Here is a 20535-nt window from a genome sequence, read left to right on the forward strand (position 1 = left end):
CTATGTTGAGTCTTTTTTCTCTGTCGGTGGTCGTCTAATCAATGAAATGACGGATGCTTATGATAGTTTGTGTCTAGCAACATTCGTGTATAAACGAATGAATTAAGAAAAGGGTGAAATATTGGATAACTCGAAATGGATGCCTTTAAGTAATGTTGATGATGATGAGGAAATTTGGGTAGGAGCAAGAGTTAGGTTGTACAATGTTGGTATGAATAGAGAAGATAAAGAAAATAATTTCTATGAATATATTATTTCTTATATCTACGACAACACTAACTACTTACAACTAACTAATTTAACAACAGGAAAAGCAGGTTATATTATTTGTGTCATTGAAAAAGAATTACCAAATAATTATGCTTTGGGCAGAACATTAAAGCAAAGAATAGGTTTAGAAAATGCCTATTTTAGATTTGAATAATCAACAAATAAGGGAAGCACCAACTCTAAGGTGTCTTCCCTTATTTAATACTTTTTATCAATAATCAATATTAACAGAGCCTAAATAAAAAAGTGAGAAAAATGATAAACACTCTTCTCACTTTCATCAATTAGGGTGGCATATACATAAATATGCGTTTGGGTGGATTTTGGATGAAAAATCCACATGCATAGTATAACAAAAAAATTATGGCTTTTCGCATGTAATATTGCATATAAAAAAATAGTAAAGTTTTTAAATTTTAATATTAAAAACTTATATATACATGTTACAATGTAATTCTCTAATTTATTTTATTCTCCTATTTAGAATTTATGGTTTAGTGATTCAATAAAATAAAAGTGGTTGTAATGAATAGATAAAACGATGAAGTAATACAGTTAGAATGGTTAAAAGACAGTTAAATATAAGTATTTAAAGAAATAAATGTACTTAGTTATATTTAGTGAATGTATTATGGTAAGAATTTCATCCAATTGGATTAGCGCTAAACTAGATTTTTATCCAAACAAATCCAATAATTATTTTTAAATGAAGTATATGTTGCATCCAGTTTATTCGGAATAATTCGTAGTCTAATAATTGCTGAATCTAGAAAAATAACATATTCGAAAGGAGGACAGATAAAACTCTGCCTGTGAAATTTAAATCGTTAAATGTTAAAGTAGAGATAATAGGATGTAATTGTGGTTTCATTTCGAATGGTACCATAAATGAATGTGGAAAAATAAAGGAGAAAAATTTAAATAAACTATATAAGTAGTAAAAATGAAAAGGAGAAGTATCTAGTGTTTAATATAAAAGAAAGATTGGGACAAATAAAGCTTAAAACGAAGTTGTCTATGGCATTTATAGCAATATTAATTATACCAAGCCTTATCGTAGGAGTATCATCTTATAATAAAGCAAAAACAGATCTTAATGAAACAATTCTACAATCAGCAAAAGATAATATAAGTATTTTAGATAAGATTGTTGATGATGAATTAGAAAATAAGCATATAGATGTCACTCATTTTGCAAAGGTACTTACACAAGGGGATTATAATCCTGAACAATCGCAAAATGTACAGAGTAAATTTGATCAATATATACAGTTACATCCAGAGATAGAAACGATTTATACGGCATCCAGTAACAATCAATTTATTCATGCACCGGTTGGTAAAATACCAGAAGGGTTTAATCCGTTAGAAAGTAGTTGGTATAAGGATGCAGTAAAAGCAAATGGAGAGATTATTGTTTCATCTCCCTATAAATCAAAGTCTACAGGAAATATGGTAATTGCAATTGCAAAGCAAAATGCAGATAAAAGTGGTGTCATTGGCGTAGATTTGAATATTACAGATATCGTAAAAACATCCAAAATGATAAAAATTGGTAAACAAGGATTTGTATCTATAGTTAGTCAAGATAAAACTATAGTTGTTCATCCATCACTAAAGCCTGGAGAGAAATTAGAGAAAACTTTAGCGGATGAATTGTATAAGACAGAAGATGGAGTAATTACTTATAGCCTCAATGGCGAAGATCGAAACATAAGCTTTAAGACAAACAAAAAAATAGGTTGGAAAATAGCTGGCGTAATGCCTACGAAAGAAATTGAAGAAGCTACTAATCCTATTTTTTATAAAACGCTCACTATAATAGGGGCTTCATTATTGTTAGGTGGGATTGTAATTCTATTCATACTCAGATCTATAATTACTCCACTAAGACAATTAGTCATTTCAGCTCAAAGAATTAGTCAAGGAGATTTAACCGAGAAAATAGATATTCGTTCAAAGGATGAACTTGGTCAATTGGGTGGTAGTTTCAATACAATGGCAGAGTCGTTACGTAATATTATTTCTCAAATTAACACATCTGCAGGACATGTAGCTGCGTCTTCTGAGGAACTAACTGCTAGTGTAGAGCAAGCAAGTGTTGCGACAGAACAAATTACAAAAGAGATGGAAGAAATTTCGAACAGTGCAGAGGTTCAAAATAATGAAGTTGAGTCTGGAGCTGAATTAATTGGTGAGGTAACACGAAATATTCAATATGTAGCTGAGAATGCATCTGAAGTATCGGCTTCATCCATATACACAAAACAAAAAGCCAATGAAGGAGAACAATTAGTAGAACAAACTGTAGCACAAATGCAATCTATCCATCACTCTGTTTCTCAATCCGATAATGTAATAAAATTATTAGATAAGAAATCGCAACAAATTGGAAGTATATTAGAAGCGATTCAAAATATTGCGGAACAAACAAATTTATTAGCATTGAATGCAGCAATTGAAGCAGCTAGAGCAGGAGAACAGGGGCGAGGGTTTGCAATTGTTGCTGATGAAGTTAGGAAACTAGCAGAGCAATCATCCGAATCTTCAATGGAAATTGGAAGTTTAATTAAGGAAATACAAGCAGACGTACATGAGACTGTAAAAGCTATGAATGAAGTAGGCGTAGAAGTACAGTCGGGAATTAAGGTTGCGAATGATACAAAACAAAGTTTTTATGAGATTTCAAAATCTGCAAATGATATCGTATCAAAAGTGCAGGGTATGGTAGAACTATCAAATAAAATGACAACTGATGCAATGAAAGTTGATACATCGATTAATCAAATAGCTATGGCTGTAAAAGAAAATTCTTCAAGTATGCAAACGATAGCTGGTTCATCTGAGGAACAACATGCTTCTATGGAAGAGATAAATTCTTCAGCAATACAATTAGCACAGATGGCGGAAGAACTTCAAGAGTTAATTGGTGGATTTAAGATTTAAGTTGAGATTCTAGGAGAGAATGCTAGAATCTTGTTACAGAGTGGAAATGAAAAATCTTATAACATAGTAAATAAGTATAATATGTAATCTCTATGCGTATTGAACAGGCAGATAAGCCATTTAAAAACCCTCCATTTGGAGGGTTTTTAAATACATTTACATTAAATTTGTGGTGGCGCACCACCATAATCGCCAACACTATATGAAGGAGCAGGATAATGCCCATGAGTAGCAAGCTGATCTGTTTTAGAAAACTGAAAAATTCCCACCGTTAATACCCCAATAAAAGCAATACCTGATAATAATAAGCTAATTTTTTTCATTATTTTAACACTCCTTTTGCGATTGATTTTTGTCTTGCTTGATAACAAATATGGAAATAGTCACTTACTTTTTGGTGGTTCTCTAATTGTCTACATTTTGTGGCAAATAATTCGGCGTATTCGACAACATATTCCCATAACTCTTCTTCCTCAAAGTATAAGATTCCTTCTTGAATGATTTTTTCTAATTCTTCCAATGGAATATTTTCGTTTAATCTTTTTAAAATAGAGAAGTGGTGTGTGTATTCTTCGTTATGAATTTTTCTGCAAATCTGTAATCCCTTATCAATGAGTTGGTTGGCCGTTGATTGTTCTCCTAATTTATAATGTTCCTTAGCTTGTAGGAAGATGGCCTTGAAGTGTGTAGGGATTTTCTCTGTTACTTCTGAAAGATGACGAATAGCTAAAGTAGACATACTTTGATCAGAATACAACCAACCCATCGTATTTTTTACGTATAACAAGGAATCTTCTTCCCCATTTTTTTGTAGTAAATCAATTGCACAATGTAGATATTCTTCTGCTTGTTCGTACTGTTTTAAATAGATACAGCAACCACCTAGCAAACTATTACAAAAGGCTGTTTTTACTTCATAACCTTCATACTTTAAAAAGATTGCTCTCGATTTATTTGCGTATTCGATAGAAGTGAGATTGTTATAGGTATGGTGATAGAAAGTAGCAATTCTATAGTAAAATTCAGCATGTTCAATTTCATCTGGTATAGCTACCAATATTTTTTCTGCTAGTTTATAATGTTCCTCTGCCTCAGTATAATTTGATATAAAAGTGGAATGAATGGATTTGAAAAAATGATAATAGAATTGTAGAAATTGATCTGTAGGCATATCATAATCGATAATAGTATCAAAACTATTTTGTTGAATACCAAGGCTATCTGTTAAGACCTTGTAACGAAATTCGAGTAGTGAATAGTATAGTAACAAATTTTGATCCTGATGCTCTTGATCCGGTTCAATGCTTAACTTATTAATTTTTTCATCAATTTTCTTTTTTAGATTAGTAGCTTTTATAACTTGCTGAGATAGCATAGATCGATACCAGTCGTTCAATAGAGAGGTTAATTGCTCATTTCCTTTTACTGAGACACTCATAATATACGCCCCCATTTTCTAAAAAAATCCTAATCCAATTTAATTATAAACATCATAACAAAATAGAAGAAAAAATGGAGTGATATTACAATATTTTTCAAGAAAATTCATAAAAAATAATCAATTCGTGTCGAATATACTTAGAATAAAGCATCCAAAAATTATCAAAAGATGATATGAGTCTTTATACGTTCTATTAGGTGAACTAAGAAACTGTGATTGAAGATTTATGAGATTTCCTTATATATAAATTTAATAATGATTAGGGATTTAGAAAGTTCCATGGAAAGTACATATCAACCTGATTGGAAGATTGGAAATTTAATAACTAGTGATACATTTTACTTAACGCAACATTTTGGTGCGCAAATGAAAATTTTTAAAGTCCACACAAATGGTACCTAGAACGATTCCAAACAATAGAACCAGAATTAAAATAAAATTTTTGCAGGATCGATTAAATTCATTCCTTGTTATGCAAACACATTTTCAGCGGAAATAACTTCTTTACTATTTTGCGCTAGACAGACTTTATAAAAAATGGTTACATTTCCTGATCTTGAAATAATCCTTTCAAATTACAATCCTACTTTTTCTAAAAATTTTACTGCATCAACAATATTTGTAGAAGTAATTGCTAAAAAATTTTTTCAAATAAAATTTATAAAAGCTTGATAGGCGATACCAAATGAAAATACCGTAGCTACTATATGTGCAGTCCATTTAGGCATATTTAATTTCAATACGGTACTGTACAAGATTCCATATACGATACAAATGATTAATATGAATGCAATGAATTGAAGAACTAATAAAAATAGCGGTTGTTCCATTTATTCTCACTTCCTTTATTTAATATATTAATATAATTTATTTAAATGTGAAAGTTATATTTCTATGAATTTCCAAAAAATGTGATATGAAAGGCATAGTAGTAATCACAAGAATTACTGCAAAACTATAATGGAACTAAAAGTATTATGACGAGATCAGTAAAATAGTAAAGAAGGTCGCGATTCACGGCGACCTTCTTTACTATGCGTTATACCCAAATAATTTTAAATCTTCTCCTGAATCTGAAATGATTTTCTCAAATCGTAATCCTACTTTTTCTAAAAGCTTTCCTGAGGCGATGTTATCTATAGAAGTAATTGCTACAATTCGTTTCATGCCGAGCTTTTGTACACCGTATTCGATTGTCGCAGAAGCTGACTCGTAGCCATATCCTTTTGAACAGAATGTCTCTAAAAAGGCAAATCCGATATCAACGTCTTCTAATGAATCTCTTTTAATAAGGCCACACATACCAAGTGGAGTGAGATCTTCTTTTCGTTCTACTAAGTAAAGGCCAAATCCGAGTTTGTTATACATATCGATGGGACCGTTTACAATATATTTTTTTGCATCTTCTAAGTTTCTAACTCCTTTGTCACCAATAAACTGAATCCATGCAGGATCGTTTACTAACTCAAGAATAAAAGGAGCGTCTTTTATATCAAACCAACGAAGGTTAAGACGCTCGGTTTCAAGAACTATCAATGATTACACCACCTTTAAAAAGTTATAACAATTAGTATGGATTGTGTAAAACAAAAGTGCAACATATTTTAGTGGGGCTTTGTTTGTTCACATAAAGTTCGTTTGTTTTGTATAGAGAGATATTTTATAATTAGGACTGATTGTAAAGAGTGAGATGCTTATACAATGACTCCTAGGTGACTAGGAGTTTTTACTATATAACTATCATTATTACTAAATATGACACACTACACATTCTACTCAAGGAGGTACATAATGAAGAAATTATATAATGCATCGTTTACGTATTTGATTATCGGTTTATTATCAGGGATTTTCGCTAGGGAGTATGGTAAGTATAAAGGGATTTTAGGATCTACTTTGTTAAATCTTTTGCATACACATACACTTGTACTTGGCTTTTTCTTCTTTTTAATTGCTTTAGGATTAGCAAAAGTATTCGCGTTTCATGAAGTGCAAGGGTTTAATAAGTGGTTTGTTTTACATAATATTGCATTAACATTAATGTTAGGTTCGCTAGCAGCGAGAGGGCTTCTTCAGTTAAATGGAGCTGACTTTAAAGGGCTAACTTATATTGTAGGGTTTTCTCATTCGTTGATGGCAGTTACATTAATTTGGTTTATGTTGTTAATAAAGAAATCGTTTAAAATGTAGTGAAAAAGAACTTGTAGCGTGTGCTGCGGGTTCTTTTTTGTATGTTCAGGTTAAATAATCTTATTTTTCTAATTATTTTGTATAAAGATGGTATACTTGTTTTAAAATTAAAAAGGAGAGTTGATTATGGAAATAACAATTGAACATGTAGTAAATGAATTAAAAGGCATACTTCCTGAAGATCGAGTAGTAATAAATATGACAGTACGAGAGTTACATAGTAAAGATGAATCTTACCACGTTAGTAGTTTACCTGATGTAGTTGTTTTTCCAAAAACGACCGAAGAAGTTAGCGCGATAATGAAAATAGCGAGTCAGCACGGAACAGCTGTCGTTCCATTTGGAGTAGGATCCAGTTTAGAGGGACATGTAATTCCTTACGAAAAAGGAATTACAATGGACTTTTCTCTTATGAACAAAATACTTGAAATAAGAGAAAAGGATTTTCTTGTGAGAGTACAGCCAGGGGTGACGCGCTCTCAGCTTAATAAAGAATTGAAAAAGTATGGATTATTTTTTAGTGTAGACCCAGGAGCAGATGCAACGTTAGGAGGAATGGCTGCTACAAATGCGAGCGGAACGACAGCGGTAAAGTATGGTGTAATGCGTGATCAAGTTCGAGATTTAGAAGTCGTTCTTGCTGATGGAGGAGTAATACATACCGGGAATTTAGCGGCGAAGTCATCATCAGGTTATCATTTAAATGGTATTTTCGTAGGATCAGAAGGAACACTTGGATGTTTCACGGAGTTAACTTTAAAAGTATACGGTATACCAGAACATGTTATGGCTGCGAGGGCATCGTTTCCAACTATAAATGATGCAGTAGAAGCTGTAATTAACATATTACAAGCAGGTATTCCAATCGCGAGAATTGAACTCGTTGATGAATTATCTATGAAACAAGTAAATTATTATAATGAAACAAGTTACAGAGAAGAACCGACACTGTTTTTAGAGTTTCACGGCAATGAAGCAGGGTTAAAGCAAGATATTGAATTTACGAAAGAAATCGTTCTTGATCATAAATGTATAGAAATTACGTTTGAGACGGAAACAGCAGCGAGAAATAAACTGTGGGATGCAAGACATAACTTAGCGTACTCTTACGTGCATAGTTATCCTGGTAAAAAGCTAATGAGTACAGACGTATGTGTGCCAATTTCGGAATTAGCTGGAGCGATTCAACATGCGAAAGAGGTATTAGATAAAGTAGGGCTTATTGGCGGTATTCTAGGTCATGTTGGAGATGGGAATTTCCATGTACTCTTAATGATTGACACAAATGATAAAGAGGAAGTAAAGAAGGCGGACGAAATAAACGAAAGTATCGTTCTGTATGCTCTTAAACGAGGAGGAACGTGTACAGGAGAACATGGCGTTGGAATCGGAAAACGAAAGTATCAAGAAGAAGAACATGGGGCGGCATTATTTGTAATGGAGAAAATAAAGAAAGCTCTTGATCCGCAAAATATTTTGAATCCGAATAAGGTGTTTCAATTAAAAGATAGGGGCTGATTGGATGAAAGTACTAGAAGCGATAAGTAATATAGCTGGAAAGTATTTTGCATTTTGGGTTATTTGTATGGCAGCTATTGCATACTTCATTCCCGTGCCATTTCTAGGGTTAACTAGTTACATAACGATTTTACTTGGGATTGTAATGTTTGGGATGGGATTAACATTAAAGGCTGTTGATTTTAAAATCATCACTACAAAACCATTGCCAGTTATTATCGGTGTATGTGCTCAGTTTATTATTATGCCACTTGTCGCATACGTACTAGCCTACGTTATGAATTTACCAGCGGAATTAGCAGCTGGATTAGTGTTGCTCGGTTCAGTACCGGGTGGCACTGCATCAAATGTTATGGTTTATTTAGCAAAAGGGAACTTAGCGTTGTCTATTGCAATGACTTCATTATCAACATTACTAGCACCAATTGCTACACCACTCATTTTACTATTACTTGCAGGGCAATGGATGCCAGTAAATGCTATGTCCATGTTTCTTTCTATCGTACAAGTCATTATTGTGCCTATTATTTTAGGACTAGTAGTGAAAAAGTTTTTCCCTCGTATCGTTAATAAAGGAATGACTGTTATTCCTTTAATATCGGTTGTAGCAATTATTATTATTGTTTCCGCAGTTGTTTCAGCAAATGTAAGTAGCATTACTTCTTCAGGACTTCTTATTTTTATTGCAGTGATGCTCCATAATGCTTTCGGTTTTTTGCTCGGATATATAACTGCGTTCGTACTTGGACTAGACGAAGGGACAAGAAGGGCTATTTCAATAGAAGTAGGAATGCAAAATTCTGGCTTAGGTGTTGCACTGGCGACAGCGCATTTTGGACCTGCTGCTGCACTCCCAAGTGTATTAGCGGCGGTATGGCATAACATTGCAGGACCAATTTTAGCAACCATCTGGTCAAAAAATGCAAAGAATACTTTCAGCGATGAAAATGTATTAATAAATATAGAAAAATAGGAATGATAAATAATGCAAAAACGTATTGTACATTTTGAAGGAATGGTTGTATTTTTAGCCACGATTTATATGTATTTGATATATGAGTTTAGTTGGATTATATTTTTTGTATTCCTTTTAGCGCCAGATTTATCCATGTTAGCGTATGGGATCAATAATCACGTTGGTGCGAAAATATATAATGTATGTCACACATATATCATATCCATATTAATTGTTCTAATAGGTGTCTATTTTAAGATAGATACCGTTATAATGATTGGCTTAATATGGACAGCACATATTGGAATGGATCGAATGTTTGGATATGGATTGAAATATGAGACGGATTTTAAGGATACTCATATTCAACGGTTATAATTTGTTTTGAGAAGAGGGGTACGTTGAAGCAGAGAATTGCTATCGAAGAATATAATGTCAAATGGGAAAGTGAATTTAATAAAATACACACTCTTATTAACAATGTAATGGAAGACAGCATTGTATCTATTGAACATGTTGGGAGTACATCTGTTAAAGGGCTTGCATCAAAACCAATACTAGATATTGATGTTGTAATAGAAGAGTTCGAAATTTTTCATGAGGTAGTAAAAAAACTTGAGAAGATAGGGTACTATCATCAGTTAGAATGGAGATTTAAAGGAAGAGAGGCGTTTGGAAGAAAGGATGCGTTCGTTCCATGGAACGAGGGAAATACAGTTTGGATGGAACATCATTTATATGTGTGTGATAAAAATAGTGAAGAGTTGAGAAGGCATATAGCGTTTCGAGATTACCTTCGTGAACATGACGATGTTGCTGCTGAATATGGACGTTTAAAGGAAGAGTTAGCGAGAGAGACGAAAAATCGACCTAGTTATATTGAGGGTAAGACCGTATTTATTACAAATATATTAGAAAAAATAAACTAAAGCAGCATGGAATACATGCTGCCTATTGTTTTGAAATAGAAAGCTGCCATTATAAAACAAATACAAACTGGCCCTGTTGATTGATGCGGTTACTAAATATAATAGGAAATAAAATAGAAAAGAGCGGAAAAGAGGGAGCTTATGTACATACCAAAATATTTCGCAATACAAGATGAAGAGATGAAGTACGAAATAATGGAACAAAATAGCTTTGCGACATTATTTTCTCAACATAACGGAGAACCATATGCAACGCACTTGCCGTTGTTATTAAATAGGGAGACCCTTACTTTACATGGTCACTTCGCACGGCCGAATGAACAGTGGAAAGATATTGGGACTCAGCAAGTACTAGCTATATTTCAAGGACCACATAGTTACATCTCTCCGTCATGGTATGAAACAAACAATGCAGTACCAACATGGAATTACGTTGCAGTGCATGTATATGGTGAATTAGAAATTGTTGAAGATGAGAAGACATTAGTAGATTCTCTTCAAGATTTAGTAAATAAATATGAAGATCCAGAGAGCACCTACTCACTTAATGATGTAGATCCGAATTATATGGGAGGATTAAGTAAGGGAATAGTTGGATTCAAAATAAAGATAAATAAAATAGAAGGAAAAGCGAAGTTAAGTCAAAATCATTCTGTAGAGAGACAGAATTTAGTTGTGGAGAAACTTGAGAAAGTTGGTAGTGAGGAGAGTAAGAGGATTGCGGAGTTGATGAGAAAATAAAGCCTACATGAAAGGGAAATATTCTAAATAAGCGTATTTAAAAAGACCTTCTTAATTGAAGGTCTTCCGTTTTTTAAAGTGCTTTTTCAGTTGTTGTTGAGTTGTAGTCTTTACTTACGTCAACGGATTGAACAAGGTCAGGTCTTTGTGGTGCAGGGGTGTCCCCAATGTTTAATGCTACATATCCTAACTGTGTTTTCGGTGTTTCTGAGGTGAAGCTTAATCCAAGAGTTGTGATGCTAATAACAGCTAAGCCAATGATGCTCAATTTAATCTTTTTCATTATATCAAAGCTCCCTTTTCTTCATGTTTTTTTCTTGCTTGATTGGCCATGTAAAAGTATTGACTAGCTTTTATATGGTCTTCTTTTTCATAAAACATATTTGCTAGAACATCAGTGTACTCTTGTATACATTCCCAAAGGTTTTCTGTTTTAAAGTAAGAAATTCCTTCCAAAATTATCATTTCTAAATCATTTATAGAAGTTTTATTATTTAGTTCTCTTAAAATCATGAAACGATATTGAAACTCTTTGTTTTCTAGTTTATTTGAAATGTTTAATCCTTTTTTTATAAGTTCTTTAGCCTGAGTATATTCTCCAAGCTTGTAGTATTCACGTGCTTCAACAAAAAGTGCTTTAAAGTGATTTGGTTGCTTAGTTGTAACCTCTGAAATATGACGCATTGCTAACTCTGAAAGGTTTTGACTTGCATATAGCCAAGCTAAATTATGTCGTACTCTTAATGATAAAGTCTCCTCTGAATACTTCTGTAGAATATTTAATGCTGAATTAAGTCTAATTTCAGCTTGTTCAAACTGTTTTAAATCAATACAAGATAAACCAAAGATGTTATCACACAAAGCAACATTAATTTCACAGTTTATATGTTTTGAAAAAATCGCTTTAGCTTCATTTGCAGATTGGATTGCTACTAGTGGTTGATATGTTTGATAATAATAGGAAGCTAAGCGGTAGTTAAATTCAGCATTCTCTAGTTCGTCAGATACGTGTATTAGCAGCTTTTTAGCGTTCTCGAAAAGGTGTTTTGCTGCATTGTAGTTTCCAATAATTGTATTGTGAATAGCCTTGAAAAAATGATAATAATAAGAAAATAGCCCGTTATCTGGAAGTGGGAAAGAATCAATTTTATTAAAATCATCTTTATTAATATTTAAACCATCTGTTAAAATTTTGTATCTGAAATTAAAAAGTGAATAATACAATTGTAGGTTTGTATCTTCTTCTGAATTAGAGATGATATTTTCAATATCTTTTTTTATTTTTGTTGCATGGGTAGTTTGATGCTGTAACATAGCTCTATACCAGTCATTAAATAATTTTGTAATTTGTTCATTACCTTGTAGTTGAACGTTCATGAAATCCCCTCACTTTTTGAATATTCTTATAAAATATAGTATCAAAAATAAAAATATTTAGAAATGATGTTTTATATTTCTCAATATTTGTTTAACAAGCTTACGAGTAAGTCTATTGGAATAGTGTAGAATTTATTTTGGATTAAAGAAATGGCATCGGGGGATGTGCATTTTAAAGTTTTAGTTGAGTAGGGGGATATAAAAAGGGTGCGTTCACACAATTTATATGAACGCACCTTTTTATATATTAAACAATCAAGTCCCACAAAAAGTACGATAAGGGCGATTCGTCGGTGCAGGCGGAATGCAGTATTCTTCTTGATCTGTAGAATACGCATAAGGGTTTGATAAAGCTTCAAGAAGTTTCTCCATTACGCTATAGTCGTCATTTGTAACAGCTGCTTCTAGTGCTTCTTCTACACGGTGGTTCCTCGGGATGATTGATGGGTTATTATTTTTCATCATCTCGTAGGCGTTTTCTTTCGATTCTTCTTGTTTTTCTAATCGAGATTGCCACAGTTTGTACCATTCTTTAAATTCAGGACTATCGAATAGAGGGGTATTTTCTAACGTATCAAGAGTTAATGAACGGAATGTATTAGTGTAATCTGCTTTATATTTCTCCATCATTTTTAAAAGTTGCTCAATAAGTGATTGATCTTGTTCTTCGTTGCTAAATAGTCCTAATTTCTTTTTCATTCCAAGGAACCAATGGTTTTCATACTGTACGCTAAATTTCGAAATTTCGTCTTGGGCGATTTTTAATGCTTCTTCTTCATCTTCGTGCAGAATTGGTATTAAAGATTCTGCTAATCGAGCGAGGTCCCATGCGGCCATATATGGTTGATTTCCATATGCATAACGACCTTGTGTGTCAATAGAGCTAAATACGGTTCCTTGATTGTAATTGTCCATAAATGCACAAGGACCGTAATCAATTGTTTCGCCACTAATCGTTATATTGTCAGTGTTCATTACACCGTGGATAAATCCAACAAGTTGCCATTTTGCGATAAGACTGGCTTGTCTTTTAATGACTTCTTGTAGTAATGCAGTATATCGGTTTTCATGAGCTTCAATTTCTGGGTAATGCCTTTTTATCGTATAGTCAGCTAGTGATTTCATGTCTTCTATTGAACCACGAGCTGCAGCATATTGAAATGTACCGACGCGTATATGGCTACTAGCTACTCTAGTTAAAATTGCTCCAGGTAACTTTGTTTCACGATATGTTGCTTCACCAGTTGTGACAACTGCTAAACTGCGAGTAGTCGGAATATCAAGTGCATACATTGCCTCACTAATGATATATTCACGTAGCATCGGACCGAGTGCAGCACGGCCATCTCCTCGGCGTGAATAGGGAGTAGGACCAGAACCTTTCAGTTGAATATCGAAACGCTCACCTGAAGGAGTAATTTGTTCGCCAATTAAAAGAGCACGACCGTCGCCTAACATATTAAAATGTCCGAATTGATGGCCAGCATATGCTTGAGCTAATGGATGAGCTCCTTCTGGGAGTGCATTACCAGCGAAAATAGCAATTTCAGCTTCCTTTTTCAGTTCTTCAGGGGTCAAGCCAAGAGATATCGCTAATGAATGGTTTAGTTTAACTAACTCCGGTGAACTTACGGGAGTAGGGGGGATTTCTGTATAAAATGATTGTGGTAAAGTCGTATAACTATTATCTAAATTCCAACCTGTTTCATTATTTTTAGTCATTGTATCTCCTCCTTTTTGTATTTTAAGTTATGTATTTGTACGTATGTATTCTTTGTAAAGTTAACTAAAAGTATAATATAATATTTCCCCTTGCAATCTATTGTAAGGACTTCATTGCACTATGTCTATTTAACAGCAAATTTAAAACCTCCATTTTAAGAAAATGGAGGTTTTATTATTATTTAATTTTTACAATTATTTTTCCTTTTGCTCTTCCAGACTCTGAATATTCCATTGCTTTTTGCGCATCTTCAAAAGGGAAGACTCGATCGATTACCGGTTTGATTTTTCCGGCTTCAATATAGTTTGCAATAGTACGTAATTGACCCCCGCTTGGCTTCATAAATAAAAATGAATATTGAGCATTATGCTTTTTTTCAAGTGCAGTAAGTTTTTTGCTGGCTAATGAAAATAAGAGAGTTTTAAAGAATCCTGAACCAAATTCTTTACCGAAGCGAGCATTCGGCATACCTGAAACGGAAACAATGTTTCCGCCGCTTTTTATAATATTGAATGATTTTTCAAGTGTTGCACCGCCGATTGTATCGAATACCGCATCATAATTTTTTAGTATATCTTCAAATTTTTCTGTTTTGTAATTAATAATTTCATCTGCGCCAAGAGACGTTACTAAATTTGCACCAGCTTCACTAGCAGTCGTTGTAACAGTAGCACCCATTATTTTTGCTAACTGAATTGCGAAAGTACCAACACCACCAGACCCAGCGTGAATTAATATTTTTTGTCCTTTTTGTAATTGCATAATGTCATGTAATGCTTGATATGATGTTAAGCCAACGAGTGGAATCGAAGCAGCTTCCTCAAAATTTAAATTTTTTGGTTTTAAAGCTATATCATCTTCATGAATGGCTATATATTCCGCGAAAGTACCAATCTTATTTTTTCTTGGGCGTGCATATATTTCATCACCGACTTTAAAGTTAGTCACTTTTGCCCCAACCTTTACGATAACACCGGAAAAGTCATTCCCAAGGATTAGGGGCATTTCATATTTAAGTAACATCTTTACTTTTCCATCACGTATTTTAAAGTCAATTGGGTTAATACTAGTTGCATGAATTTCTGCGAGCACTTCATGCTCATTTATTTCAGGAGTAGGTACCTCTGCCATACGCATTGGAACTTTCCCGTATTTATCAATTATCATTGCTTTCATTTCTTATACCTCCACATTTCAATAAAAGTTGTGTAATAGCTTTTCGATATCTAATACAAGATTTTTTAATAAACTTAATTTTGTACGTATATCAATATAATAAAAGTTTTTTGTACCTTCTTTTCGCATTAAAATAATACCAGCTTCTCGTAAAATCCGAAGGTGATGCGATACCGCTGGTCGAGAAAGGTGTGTTTGTTTCGTGATTTCTCCTACACGTAATCCGGTTTGACATTCCGTTTCCATGAGAACTAACAAAATAGCTTGACGTGTTTCATCGCCAATTGCCAATAATACTTTTTGAGAATCAATAAAATCTTTTTTTATAACATTTAATTGTTCTTGTTTATTCATTTCAATCACTTTGCCTCCTGCTAATTAGTCGAAAGGTTTAAGATAATGAACCATTACTTCGATACGGTAATGCTACATGATTGTTGTATGAGGTGCAATATTGGGAAAGAAAATCGAGACGAATGAATTTTTTATTTTTGAAAATTATAGGGAGATAGAAAAGGGATTGGAAGGACTATATAACACAATAGATGAAGTTTTAAAAACAAAAAATGATGTAACAATAAAATAAGCGGTCGTAACCTTGTATAATCGATAAGGTTACGACCGCTTATAATGTTTGCATTATTTTTGATTTTTACGATAGAACATAGTTCAACGTAAAGTACGTTCTTTTGTTTTACATTTTCATACAGACACAATTCAGGTGGATTATAGATGTATGAAAATGTAAAAAGGATTTTGGGGCGTAATCTATCTATATGATAATTCAAAATGAAATATAAGTCTATATTTTAATGTTTTTTTTGATTATATTTATGACACTGAGCTCAGAACAATGATGTGGAGGGTAAATATATGAAATCGAATTATGTACCAGTTTTAATTGTTGGAGGGGGATTATCTGGGTTAGCGTCTGCGTTATTTCTTGCAAAACATAACATTGAGTACTTACTTATTGAAAAGCATCCGTCTACTGCCATTCATCCGAAAGCAGGCGGCCTTACTTTACGTACAATGGAGTTATTTCGAGAATTAGGTTTGGAACAAAAAATTAAATTGGCAGGTAAAGCATTAGAGAACTGCCGAGGAAGAATAGCAGTTCATACAATAGCTGAGGCGAATAAAGAAGAATTGGAACAAATGAGAGCGACGCAATACGGAAACGATGAAGAATTACTTCAAAAAATAGAAAAGATTAGTCCATCAAAACAAACTGCGTGTTATCAAATTATTTTAGAAGAAATGATGTTACAAGAAGCGAAAACGCTAGGCGGGCAACTATCTTTTTATCATGAATTAGTTTCATTTGAACAAAATGAAAACGGGGTAAAAGCAACGATTCGAAATCGTGAAACAGAAAAAGAAAGTGTCATACATTGTGACTATGTAATTGCAGCGGATGGAGCGAAAAGTAAAATACGTGAGCAGTTAGGGATTAAAGCTGAGGGTCGTGGAACCATTGGTGGCTATTATATGAATATTTATTTTGAAGCTGATTTAAGTGAGTTTATACAAGGATATGCATTCGGTTTTTCGATGGTACTTCATCCGGAGGTTCTTGGTGCACTTATCCCCGTTGATAACGTAAAAAAATGGATTTATCATGTAGCCTACGATCCATTAAAAGGAGAGGGGTTAGAGGACTTCACTATAGAACGTTGTAAACAAATTATTCAAATAGCAATTGGAAGTACAAATATTGAGTCAGAAATATTAAGTGTTTTACCGTGGGAAGCGGCCGAAAGTACAGCGGTGAAATTTCAAGAAAATCGAATCTTTTTAGTTGGAGATTCAGCACATATTATGCCGCCAACAGGAGGGTTTGGTTCAAATACAGGAATACAAGATGCACATAACTTAGCTTGGAAATTAGCGGCTGTTATAAAAGGGAAGGCAAAACCAAAATTGTTAGAAACATATCATGAGGAGAGACACTCTGTTGCAAAATTAACGACAGCTTATGCAAGTAGTTTACTGTTTCGTGCTGCGAATAGAGAGGAAGGTAGTTTGAATAATATGGATGGTTTAGCTGTTACAGTTGGATATCAGTATTGTTCAGAGGCGATTATAGATGATTCAGTAACTCCGTATAGAATGGATAGCATAGAGTTGAACGGAAGACCTGGAACGCGAGCGCCACATTTATGGGGAACGTATGAAGGGAAGAAAGTTTCTACATTAGACTTATTCGGTAACAGTTTTGTATTACTTACAGGAGTAGAAAATAGTTCTTGGGCTGAGGCAGCACATACTGTTTCAGCTAAATTAGGAATAAATATAAAAGGGTATCGTGTTGGTTTAAGTGGAGACTTTGTTGCTCCAGAAGATATTTTTAGCAAATTATATGGTATAGAGAATGGAGGTGCTGTATTAATTAGACCAGATGGCTTTATCGGATGGCGTTCGGAAAAAACGGTAGTAAATCCAGATATAGTATTGGAAGAGGTAATGAGAAATTTATTATGTGATTTTTAAGTAACTACAGAAATATTGTTTTATGTGCTTCACTGTACTGAAAAAAATATTCACAAATTTCAATAGGTTTGATATGATTAAATTCGACAAGTTAATAGAGACCGGAGATATTTGAGAAAAGCCATAAATTTATTTAGGGACACAGGAGTGTATTCTAAATAATTTATGGCTTTTTTTATTGAATGAACCGTACAAAATAGGGAGTTACATGTGAAAAGGAGGGCTATAGAAATTAAATAGGATAATACTAGTTTTCTATATTAATAATATAGATAAAGTATATTTGTAAGATTGGAATTTTAATATAGGTTTATAAAAATAATGAAAGTGTGTCTTCTATTTCGTGTAAATCTCATTAGCTTGTTGAAATTTGCAACGTAGGAAGGGTTAGAAGGATGAGAAAGATTATTAGCGTTTTAGTTATTTTCTTTATGACGGGAAGTATCTTTGCTGGGGGAGCTGTTCATGCGAAAGCAGAAGGGAAGCATGAATGGAATACGAATAAGTTTTTAAATATTGCACATCGCGGAGCAAGTGGACATGCACCTGAGCATACTTTTGCTTCTTATGATTTAGTGAAAAAAATGAAAGCGGATTATTTAGAGTTAGATATTCAATTAACAAAGGATGGCCAATTAATTGCAATGCATGATACAGCAGTTGATCGCACTACAAATGGAACAGGCGAAGTACGTGATAAAACGTTAAGCGAAATAAAGAGTTTAGATGCAGGAACGTGGTTTAATAAAGCGTATCCAGAAAAGGCTAAGCAAGAGTATGTTGGGCAAAAAGTTCCGACTCTTGAAGAAATCTTCCAAAAGTATGGAAGAAGCATGAAGTATTACATTGAAACAAAATCACCAGATGTGTATCCAGGAATGGAAGAGAAATTGTTAGCATTGTTAAATAAATATAATTTAGTAGGTCCAAACATGTCATCTAGCCGTGTTATGATTCAATCATTTAGTAAAGATAGTTTGAAAAAGATTCATAGTATGAATGAAAATATTCCGTTAGTTCAATTGCTTTGGTATTATCCAAATGAAAACAATGAAATTGTTGAATGGTCTGGCATTACACATGAACCGAAAAGTGTAACGAATGATGATTTTCAAGAAATTAAAAAGTATGCAGCTGGTATTGGACCAAACTTACGTAATGATAACGGAGAACTAATTATTGATGAGTCATATATGAAAATGGCTAGGAAAAATGGACTGTTAATTCACCCTTATACAATTAATGAGAAACCAGATATGAGACTGTTAATCAAATGGGGTGCTACAGGAATGTTTACAAATTATCCGGATCGATTACATAGTGTATTGAAGGGAAAATAAGTGGAAAAGGGTATACCAGTGTTTTAGGTATACCCTTTTTAATCTAACTCCCCGATAAATGTAATCTCTTTTTCATAGCATTCATCTGCATCATAAATAATTTCTTGAAAGTGAAGCGTTTTGAAGGAATGATAAACTGAAATTTCCCATGTCTCCCAAAAATCAATTTCATTTGAAAGAAGAATCCATTTTTGAAATTCACTATCTCTATTAAAGAAATTATGAAAGTAGTCCTCATTTTTAAATATAATGATTTGCGAATCCCACAAATTATTTATAGAAATCAAAACAACAACTCGATATGTATGTGTATCGCTCGGTTTCATATTTATTAAATGATTTGCTTGATTTAATAAGGTTTGAATACATAACCGTTTTACTTTTCTAGGTGTTTTACGAGAGTCAATAAAAGCTTGCGAAACTGGCAATAGCATATTCCAATATTCATCGTTATAGAAAGTAGAAGGGAACGTTTTTGTATGTTCCTCAATTTGCTTTATCACAGTGTTTGTTTTTCGTTTCATACCACGTATTTTCTTTTCACGCATTGTGAGTCATCTCCATAAATTTTTGTAATGCAGCAGAGTGATATATATCTTTTCTAGTAATAAAAGTAGTAGGAACTTTTTTGAAGCTATTTGGTAAAGGGTTGAATGATATGTCATGTTGATGACCATTTAAAATAGACTTCATCATAATTGCTATGCCCATACCTGATTTTACACATGCGAGTATCGCTTCAATTGTTCCAAACTCTAATACTCGCTTAGGTGAAATTCCTTCTTCTTGAAGCCAATCTTCTAATAAATTTCTATAATAGCACCCGTGACTAAATGCAAGTAAATTCATGTCTCCTATGTCTTTAAAGGAAGATAAAGGCTTTTTGCTAATGAGAACTAATTCTTCTTCACGAAATATATTTGTATGAAGTTCGGCATGCTGAGTAGAGCCAGCTATAAACGCTCCGTCCAGTTTTCGTTCTAGTACAAGCCTAATCAATTGTTCCGTCGTATTTGATTCTAAAATCAATTCGATTTTTGGATATTTTTCATAATAGGCCGTTAATATAGATGGAAGTCTTACAGCGGTTGTAGATTCTGTACATCCAATTTTTAAAGTGCCTCTTGGTTCGATCCCATTACTTTGAACTGCTTTAACAGATTGATCCATTAAGTGGATAATTTGTTTGGCGTATGTTAATAAAATCTCACCGTTAGAAGTTAAAGTTACACCTTTTCCGTTTCGGTAAAATAAAGGCACACCTAATTCGTTTTCTAGTTGTTTCATACGCATTGTTACGCCAGACTGTACATAGTTTAAATTTTTAGCTGCGTGAGATATGTTTTCTTCTTTCGCAACTTCGTAAAATACAGTTAAATCTTTTATATCCAAGTATCATCCCTCCAGAAAAGGTATCATTTTTTTTGATGGATCAC

21 protein-coding genes and 1 pseudogene are annotated in these 20535 nt (G+C 33.3%); 11 read left to right on the forward strand and 11 right to left on the reverse strand.

Annotation, left to right across the window (positions count from 1 at the left end):
• The first annotated feature begins 139 nt into the window (after positions 1-139).
• Together F3I02_RS25795 and F3I02_RS25800 are read left to right on the forward strand one after the other, a co-directional pair.
• A complete protein-coding gene (locus F3I02_RS25795) occupies positions 140-424 on the forward strand; it encodes a hypothetical protein (RefSeq protein ID WP_002164123.1) in 285 nt (94 codons plus the stop codon).
• Between the two features lie 809 nt (positions 425-1233).
• Positions 1234-3216 carry a methyl-accepting chemotaxis protein gene (locus F3I02_RS25800; protein WP_000481854.1) on the forward strand — a complete coding sequence of 661 codons (1983 nt, stop codon included), beginning with the start codon at positions 1234-1236 and terminating at the stop codon, positions 3214-3216.
• Positions 3217-3377: 161 nt separating this feature from the next.
• Here F3I02_RS25800 and F3I02_RS25805 read toward each other — a convergent pair whose 3' ends face one another.
• The gene (locus F3I02_RS25805) at positions 3378-3539 is read right to left on the reverse strand and encodes a hypothetical protein (protein ID WP_000724107.1); all 162 of its coding nucleotides are present in this window, start codon (positions 3537-3539) and stop codon (positions 3378-3380) included.
• Complete coding sequence (locus tag F3I02_RS25810) at positions 3539-4654, reverse strand: response regulator aspartate phosphatase (RefSeq protein ID WP_196478550.1); 1116 nt, start codon at positions 4652-4654, stop codon at positions 3539-3541. Before F3I02_RS25810 ends, F3I02_RS25805 begins: the two co-directional genes overlap by 1 nt.
• Before the next feature lie 258 nt (positions 4655-4912).
• On the opposite strand from F3I02_RS25810, the pseudogene F3I02_RS25815 reads away from it, so the two are divergent.
• Positions 4913-5085, forward strand: a pseudogene (locus tag F3I02_RS25815) (DUF5065 domain-containing protein); the annotation flags it as partial.
• 219 nt (positions 5086-5304) lie between these two features.
• Here F3I02_RS25815 and F3I02_RS25820 read toward each other — a convergent pair.
• Together F3I02_RS25820 and F3I02_RS25825 are read right to left on the reverse strand one after the other, a co-directional pair.
• Positions 5305-5487 (reverse strand): hypothetical protein, encoded by a 183-nt coding sequence (locus F3I02_RS25820; protein ID WP_000437510.1) that lies wholly within the window; start codon positions 5485-5487, stop codon positions 5305-5307.
• Positions 5488-5689: 202 nt separating this feature from the next.
• On the reverse strand, positions 5690-6193 hold the full coding sequence (locus tag F3I02_RS25825) for a GNAT family N-acetyltransferase (RefSeq protein WP_196478551.1): 504 nt from the start codon (positions 6191-6193) through the stop codon (positions 5690-5692).
• A gap of 255 nt (positions 6194-6448) precedes the next feature.
• On the opposite strand from F3I02_RS25825, the gene F3I02_RS25830 reads away from it, so the two are divergent.
• The 6 genes from F3I02_RS25830 (at position 6449) to F3I02_RS25855 (ending at position 10990) form a co-directional block, all read left to right on the forward strand.
• Positions 6449-6847, forward strand: a complete 399-nt coding sequence (locus F3I02_RS25830; RefSeq protein ID WP_000737896.1) for a DUF2871 family protein — start codon at positions 6449-6451, stop codon at positions 6845-6847.
• Between the two features lie 126 nt (positions 6848-6973).
• Complete coding sequence (locus F3I02_RS25835; protein WP_000406581.1) at positions 6974-8365, forward strand: FAD-binding oxidoreductase; 1392 nt, start codon at positions 6974-6976, stop codon at positions 8363-8365.
• A gap of 4 nt (positions 8366-8369) precedes the next feature.
• A complete protein-coding gene (locus F3I02_RS25840) occupies positions 8370-9338 on the forward strand; it encodes a bile acid:sodium symporter family protein (protein ID WP_196478552.1) in 969 nt (322 codons plus the stop codon).
• Between the two features lie 12 nt (positions 9339-9350).
• Complete coding sequence (locus F3I02_RS25845) at positions 9351-9698, forward strand: DUF4260 domain-containing protein (RefSeq protein ID WP_001172059.1); 348 nt, start codon at positions 9351-9353, stop codon at positions 9696-9698.
• A 23-nt stretch (positions 9699-9721) separates the two neighbouring features.
• The gene (locus tag F3I02_RS25850) at positions 9722-10249 is read left to right on the forward strand and encodes a GrpB family protein (RefSeq protein WP_196478553.1); all 528 of its coding nucleotides are present in this window, start codon (positions 9722-9724) and stop codon (positions 10247-10249) included.
• Between the two features lie 141 nt (positions 10250-10390).
• Positions 10391-10990, forward strand: coding sequence for an FMN-binding negative transcriptional regulator (locus tag F3I02_RS25855; RefSeq protein WP_000275795.1), 600 nt, complete (start codon positions 10391-10393; stop codon positions 10988-10990).
• A gap of 73 nt (positions 10991-11063) precedes the next feature.
• Here the strand turns inward: F3I02_RS25855 and F3I02_RS25860 are convergent, their stop codons facing one another.
• The 5 genes from F3I02_RS25860 to F3I02_RS25880 all read right to left on the reverse strand — a co-directional run bounded on the left by F3I02_RS25860 (position 11064) and on the right by F3I02_RS25880 (position 15629).
• Entirely contained in the window at positions 11064-11273 is a 210-nt protein-coding gene (locus F3I02_RS25860; RefSeq protein WP_000721431.1) for a hypothetical protein, read from the reverse strand.
• Entirely contained in the window at positions 11273-12367 is a 1095-nt protein-coding gene (locus tag F3I02_RS25865) for a response regulator aspartate phosphatase (RefSeq protein WP_196478554.1), read from the reverse strand. The genes F3I02_RS25860 and F3I02_RS25865 overlap by 1 nt, the downstream gene beginning before the upstream one ends.
• A 255-nt stretch (positions 12368-12622) precedes the next feature.
• A complete protein-coding gene (locus tag F3I02_RS25870; protein ID WP_000164913.1) occupies positions 12623-14089 on the reverse strand; it encodes a protein adenylyltransferase SelO in 1467 nt (488 codons plus the stop codon).
• A 178-nt stretch (positions 14090-14267) separates the two neighbouring features.
• Entirely contained in the window at positions 14268-15266 is a 999-nt protein-coding gene (locus tag F3I02_RS25875) for an NADP-dependent oxidoreductase (protein WP_196478555.1), read from the reverse strand.
• Between the two features lie 18 nt (positions 15267-15284).
• Positions 15285-15629 (reverse strand): ArsR/SmtB family transcription factor, encoded by a 345-nt coding sequence (locus F3I02_RS25880; RefSeq protein WP_000571881.1) that lies wholly within the window; start codon positions 15627-15629, stop codon positions 15285-15287.
• Between the two features lie 510 nt (positions 15630-16139).
• Here F3I02_RS25880 and F3I02_RS25885 point away from each other — a divergent pair.
• The gene (locus F3I02_RS25885) at positions 16140-17759 is read left to right on the forward strand and encodes an FAD-dependent oxidoreductase (protein ID WP_000841671.1); all 1620 of its coding nucleotides are present in this window, start codon (positions 16140-16142) and stop codon (positions 17757-17759) included.
• Positions 17760-18154: 395 nt separating this feature from the next.
• Entirely contained in the window at positions 18155-19099 is a 945-nt protein-coding gene (locus F3I02_RS25890) for a glycerophosphodiester phosphodiesterase (RefSeq protein WP_196478556.1), read from the forward strand.
• Positions 19100-19137: 38 nt separating this feature from the next.
• On the opposite strand, the gene F3I02_RS25895 is transcribed toward F3I02_RS25890, so the two are convergent.
• Together F3I02_RS25895 and F3I02_RS25900 are read right to left on the reverse strand one after the other, a co-directional pair.
• Positions 19138-19647 carry a DUF3916 domain-containing protein gene (locus F3I02_RS25895; protein ID WP_001208344.1) on the reverse strand — a complete coding sequence of 170 codons (510 nt, stop codon included), beginning with the start codon at positions 19645-19647 and terminating at the stop codon, positions 19138-19140.
• Entirely contained in the window at positions 19640-20491 is an 852-nt protein-coding gene (locus F3I02_RS25900; protein ID WP_000351674.1) for a LysR family transcriptional regulator, read from the reverse strand. Before F3I02_RS25900 ends, F3I02_RS25895 begins: the two co-directional genes overlap by 8 nt.
• Between the last annotated feature and the right edge of the window lie 44 nt (positions 20492-20535).

Source organism: Bacillus sp. SRB3LM, assembly GCF_015712745.1.
GTDB classification, from domain to species: Bacteria; Bacillota; Bacilli; order Bacillales; family Bacillaceae_G; genus Bacillus_A; species Bacillus_A thuringiensis_K.

Bases quoted from the DNA above. Each gene is read 5' to 3' on its own strand.
- F3I02_RS25860 (WP_000721431.1), bottom strand. From the start codon at position 11,273: ATGAAAAAGATTAAATTGAGCATCATTGGCTTAGCTGTTATTAGCATC.
- F3I02_RS25835 (WP_000406581.1), top strand. From the start codon at position 6,974: ATGGAAATAACAATTGAACATGTAGTAAATGAATTAAAAGGCATACTT.
- F3I02_RS25895 (WP_001208344.1), bottom strand. From the start codon at position 19,647: ATGCGTGAAAAGAAAATACGTGGTATGAAACGAAAAACAAACACTGTG.
- F3I02_RS25865 (WP_196478554.1), bottom strand. From the start codon at position 12,367: ATGAACGTTCAACTACAAGGTAATGAACAAATTACAAAATTATTTAAT.
- F3I02_RS25795 (WP_002164123.1), top strand. From the start codon at position 140: ATGCCTTTAAGTAATGTTGATGATGATGAGGAAATTTGGGTAGGAGCA.
- F3I02_RS25885 (WP_000841671.1), top strand. From the start codon at position 16,140: ATGAAATCGAATTATGTACCAGTTTTAATTGTTGGAGGGGGATTATCT.
- F3I02_RS25810 (WP_196478550.1), bottom strand. From the start codon at position 4,654: ATGAGTGTCTCAGTAAAAGGAAATGAGCAATTAACCTCTCTATTGAAC.
- F3I02_RS25840 (WP_196478552.1), top strand. From the start codon at position 8,370: ATGAAAGTACTAGAAGCGATAAGTAATATAGCTGGAAAGTATTTTGCA.
- F3I02_RS25845 (WP_001172059.1), top strand. From the start codon at position 9,351: ATGCAAAAACGTATTGTACATTTTGAAGGAATGGTTGTATTTTTAGCC.
- F3I02_RS25855 (WP_000275795.1), top strand. From the start codon at position 10,391: ATGTACATACCAAAATATTTCGCAATACAAGATGAAGAGATGAAGTAC.
- F3I02_RS25820 (WP_000437510.1), bottom strand. From the start codon at position 5,487: ATGGAACAACCGCTATTTTTATTAGTTCTTCAATTCATTGCATTCATA.
- F3I02_RS25890 (WP_196478556.1), top strand. From the start codon at position 18,155: ATGAGAAAGATTATTAGCGTTTTAGTTATTTTCTTTATGACGGGAAGT.
- F3I02_RS25875 (WP_196478555.1), bottom strand. From the start codon at position 15,266: ATGAAAGCAATGATAATTGATAAATACGGGAAAGTTCCAATGCGTATG.
- F3I02_RS25870 (WP_000164913.1), bottom strand. From the start codon at position 14,089: ATGACTAAAAATAATGAAACAGGTTGGAATTTAGATAATAGTTATACG.
- F3I02_RS25805 (WP_000724107.1), bottom strand. From the start codon at position 3,539: ATGAAAAAAATTAGCTTATTATTATCAGGTATTGCTTTTATTGGGGTA.
- F3I02_RS25830 (WP_000737896.1), top strand. From the start codon at position 6,449: ATGAAGAAATTATATAATGCATCGTTTACGTATTTGATTATCGGTTTA.